Source organism: Tabrizicola sp. (assembly GCF_051645465.1).
Classification (GTDB): Bacteria; Pseudomonadota; Alphaproteobacteria; order Rhodobacterales; family Rhodobacteraceae; genus Tabrizicola.
This window is the reverse complement of the sequence record NZ_JBOFBI010000384.1, coordinates 1-4,217: the sequence shown is the minus strand read 5'-3', so window position 1 is coordinate 4,217 and position 4,217 is coordinate 1. Positions and strand designations below refer to the sequence as shown.

The following is a 4,217-nucleotide window of genomic DNA, read 5'->3' as shown; positions in this document are numbered from 1 at the left end:
AGGTCGGTGCCGATGCCCAGGATCATCGCCGCCCATCCCGTGCGCCGCCGATTTCCGAAACGGAAATCGGTCCGGAATTCGTGTCGAATTCCGGCATCAGCCGCCCAATCCGCGCGCGAGGTCCATGCGGCGGCGCATTTCCTCGATGGATGGCCCCAGGCCACGGAAGATCGCCTCGCCAATCAGAAAGTGACCGATGTTCAGCTCCGCCAGCTCCGGGATCGCGGCGATGGACTCGACATTCTCATACGTCAGACCGTGCCCCGCATGGACCTCAAGCCCCGCTTCAGCCGCAAGCTCGGCCCCGGCGCGCAGGGCCGCGAGCTCGCGCTCGGCCAGCGCATGATGTCCTTCGGCCAGAAGCTCGGAGTAAAGCCCGACATGCAGCTCGACCACCGCCGCGCCGATCCGGGCCGAGGCCTCGATCTGACGGGGGTCATGGCCGATGAACATGCTGACCCTGCAGCCCGCCTCACGCAGGGGCGCGATGAAATCGCTCAGCCGGTTCTGGTCGCTGGCCACGTCGAGGCCACCTTCGGTCGTCCGTTCTTCGCGCTTTTCGGGCACGAGACAGACGGCATGCGGCCGGTGCCGCAGAGCAATGGCCTGCATCTCGGGCGTGGCGGCGCATTCAAAGTTCAACGGCACAGTAAGGGCCGCCATCAGCGCCTCGATATCGCTGTCGCGGATGTGGCGGCGGTCCTCGCGCAGATGCGCCGTGATGCCGTCGGCCCCTGCGGTTTCGGCCAGAAGTGCCGCGCGAAGGGGGTCGGGCCACAGGGAACCGCGGGCATTCCGGACGGTTGCCACATGGTCGATGTTGACCCCAAGCCTAAGCTTGTCCGCCCTGTGCATCGGGAGTTTCATTCCGCCCTCACCTTCTTCAGGCGCCAGTCTACGGCGTCCCGGGACTGTCGTCATCCGCTTCCTCGCCCCCGCGTTCGCCCCGCCGCGTGAGCTTGGCGGTGGCTTCCGCCAGCTTCGCCCGCATCCGGCTGCGGCGTTCGGCACGCTCGGTCGCGGTCGCGGCGCGGGCTTTCTGGTAGGCCTCGACCAGCGGAATCGTCACGTAATAGGCGACGGCGCTGATGACAATCGCCGGTCCCAGCGCGCCGATGAAATAGGGCCAGTAGATTTCGTCCCAGAACTGGATCAGTCCGCCCCAGCGTGCCTTCTCGGGGCCGAAAAGTGCCATGAAGTTGAACCAGAGGTCACGCCCGGCATGCGCAAAGGCCTTGCCGATGTATTCGCCGGTCAGGGGCTTTTCGATTCCCAGCATCCAGTGGCCCAGAGACATGGCAAGCACGGCGAAGAACGGGGTTGTCACAGGATTGGTGTTGAAGGTCGCAAGAAGTGCTGCCAGCACATTGCCGCGCACCAGCCTTGCGGCCCCCCAGGCCGCCAGGAACTGCAAGCCCGGCAAAGGCAGGAACCCGATCACCGACCCGGCAAAGACCCCGCGCGCGACGCGATGCGGTTGGTCCGGCAGGCGGCGCATCCGGTAGATTACATAGCGGATCGCACGCTTGAAGCCCGAGCGCGGATAGACCTGCTCGCGCAGCCACGCCCCCCAACCTAACGGATCCCTACGCCTGAAAACCACCTTGCCGCCTCTCTGTCCGGGCCTGCACCCCTAAACCCAGCACCCTATACCCAGCCCTACGGCCTGCGTGTCAAATCGCGATGACGCGAGATCTGCGCCACGTCCGTCTCCGCCTCCAGCGCGGTCATGACCATGTGCAGGTGCTCAACGTCGCGAAGGTCCACGTCAATAATGAGGCGATAAAAGTCCGGTTTCCTGTCGGTGAACCTCAGGTCCGAGATATTGGCCTTCTGCTCGCCGATCAAGGTGCAGATTCGACCCAATACTCCGGCATCGTTCGAGATTGTGACATCAAGGCTGACGGTGAACACCGGCGAATGGCGGCCCGAATGCCAGTGCAGGTCGATCCAGCGCGAGGTCTGATCCTCGAATTCCTCCAGCGCGGGGCAGTCGATGGCATGGACCACGACGCCCTGCCCGCGATAGGTGATGCCGACGATCCGCTCGCCCGGCACCGGCTGGCAGCACTGCGCGCGGCGGAAGGTCTGGTCGGCGGTCAGGCCGACAACCGGACGCTTGGCATCGACCTCGTCGGCAGTGGCGAGGGCAAGCTCGGGGTAAAGCGTCTCGACCACCCGCCGCGCTGGCATCTCCGCCGAGCCGAGGCGGGCGAGAAGATCATTCTCGTCCGACAGACCCAGCATCTTGGCCGCGGTCCGCAGGGCCTTCTCGCTGGCCTTCTTGCCGACATGGTCGAACGCCGCGCGGGCAAGTTCCTGACCAAGCTTGACGAACCGGCCCCGGTCCTCTTCCCGCAAGGACCGCCGGATCGCGGCTTTCGCCCGCCCGGTCGTCACGATGTCGATCCAGCTCGCCTGCGGCCTCTGGCCCTCCGCCGTGATGATCTCGACCGACTGGCCGTTCTTCAGCCGGGTCCACAAGGGCACCCTGATCCCGTCGATCTTCGCCGAAACGCAGGAGTTCCCGATCCGGGTATGGATCGCATAGGCATAGTCCAGCGGCGTCGCCCCGCGCGGCAGCTGCACCACATCGCCCTTGGGTGTGAAGCAGAAGACCTGGTCCGAATACATCTCCAGCTTCACATGCTCGAGGAATTCGTCCGTATCGCCTTCATCCAGCCGTTCGGTCATCGACGCGATCCATTTGGCCGGATCGACTGCAAACGGGTTCGCGACCCGCACGCCTTCACGGTAGGACCAGTGCGCCGCCACCCCTGCCTCGGCCACCTCGTGCATCTCACGCGTGCGGATCTGCACTTCCACCCGCTTGCCGTCGCGGCCCGAGACGGTGGTGTGGATCGACCGGTAGCCGTTGTTCTTCGGCTGACTGATGTAGTCCTTGAACCGCCCCGGCACCGCCCGCCACCGCTGGTGGATCACCCCCAGGATGCGGTAGCAGTCCGCAACCGACCCGCAGATGACCCTGAAGCCGTAGATATCGGACAACCGGCTGAACGCCAGGTCCTTCTCTTGCATCTTGCGCCAGATCGAATGCGGCTTCTTGGCACGGCCATAGACATCCGCCTCGATCTTCGCTTTTTCCAGTTCGTAGCGGATGTCGGCGGTGATCTTGTGGACCACGTCCCCGGTTTCGCGCTGCAGCGTCAGGAAGCGGCGCATGATGGAATTGCGCGCCTCGGGGTTCAGGACCTTGAAGGACAGATCCTCCAGCTCCTCGCGCATCCACTGCATGCCCATGCGGCCGGCGAGCGGCGCAAAGATCTCCATCGTCTCGCGCGCCTTCTGGGCCTGCTTTTCCGGCTTCATCGACTTGATGGTCCGCATGTTGTGCAGACGGTCGGCCAGCTTGACCAGAATCACGCGCAGGTCGCGCGACATCGCCATGAAGAGCTTGCGGAAGTTCTCGGCCTGCTGGCTTTCGGTGCTGGACAGCTGCAGGTTGGTCAGCTTCGTGACCCCGTCCACCAGTTCCGCCACCTCTTCGCCGAACTGCGCGGTAAGATCGGCGTAGGTCGACCTTGTGTCCTCGATCGTGTCGTGCAAAAGCGCCGTGACGATCGTCGCATCGTCCAGCCGCTGCTCGGTCAGGATGGCTGCGACAGCGACCGGATGGGTGAAATAGGGCTCGCCCGACTTCCTAAGCTGACCCTCATGCATTTTCACGCCGTAGGCATAGGCCCGGCGGATCAGGTCGGCGTTGCAGCGCGGATTGTAATTGCGAACCAGGGCGATGAGGTCTTCGACGTCGATCATCACCGCCCCACTTGCGGGCCTAGAAGGCCCGTCAGAACTCGCCCTGGGCTTCCATCAGGGCGCGGAGGAGCTTTTCTTCCGACATGTCGTCGACCATCGGACGGTCCATCTCGCCACCCATCAGAAGCGCCATCTGGTCTTCCTCCGGCTCATCGACCTCGATCTGGGTCTGATGGCTTTCGATCATGCGCTCGCGCAGCACTTCTGCCGACTGGGTTTCCTCGGCAATCTCGCGCAGAGCGACGACTGGATTCTTGTCGTTGTCGCGGTCAATGCTGATCGGCGAGCCGGACTGGATCTCACGCGCCCGATGGGCGGCAAGCATCACCAGCTCGAACCGGTTCGGAACCTTGTCAACGCAATCTTCGACCGTCACGCGGGCCATAGGGTACTCCAATCGGGAAGTTTCGCTGGAAGTGGCCTATTTATGCTGGCCGGGC

Annotated in this window: 4 protein-coding genes; all 4 read right to left on the bottom strand. The window is 64.1% G+C overall.

Annotated elements, in window-relative coordinates:
* Positions 1-96: 96 nt before the first annotated feature.
* Genes ACRCSW_RS23475 through rpoZ form a run of 4 tightly spaced genes read right to left on the bottom strand, consistent with a single transcriptional unit; the run spans position 97 to position 4,162 of the window.
* Positions 97-855, bottom strand: a complete 759-nt coding sequence (locus ACRCSW_RS23475; RefSeq protein WP_438708072.1) for a pyridoxine 5'-phosphate synthase — start codon at positions 853-855, stop codon at positions 97-99.
* A gap of 40 nt (positions 856-895) precedes the next feature.
* Positions 896-1,603, bottom strand: coding sequence for a DUF2062 domain-containing protein (locus ACRCSW_RS23470; RefSeq protein WP_438708071.1), 708 nt, complete (start codon positions 1,601-1,603; stop codon positions 896-898).
* A gap of 56 nt (positions 1,604-1,659) precedes the next feature.
* Entirely contained in the window at positions 1,660-3,777 is a 2,118-nt protein-coding gene (locus ACRCSW_RS23465; protein WP_438708070.1) for a RelA/SpoT family protein, read from the bottom strand.
* A 31-nt stretch (positions 3,778-3,808) separates the two neighbouring features.
* Positions 3,809-4,162 carry a DNA-directed RNA polymerase subunit omega gene (gene rpoZ, locus ACRCSW_RS23460; RefSeq protein WP_438708069.1) on the bottom strand — a complete coding sequence of 118 codons (354 nt, stop codon included), beginning with the start codon at positions 4,160-4,162 and terminating at the stop codon, positions 3,809-3,811.
* Between the last annotated feature and the right edge of the window lie 55 nt (positions 4,163-4,217).

Coding starts and splice junctions, on each gene's coding strand:
- ACRCSW_RS23475 (WP_438708072.1), bottom strand. CDS start 855: ATGCACAGGGCGGACAAGCTTAGGCTTGGGGTCAACATCGACCATGTG.
- ACRCSW_RS23465 (WP_438708070.1), bottom strand. CDS start 3,777: ATGATCGACGTCGAAGACCTCATCGCCCTGGTTCGCAATTACAATCCG.
- rpoZ (WP_438708069.1), bottom strand. CDS start 4,162: ATGGCCCGCGTGACGGTCGAAGATTGCGTTGACAAGGTTCCGAACCGG.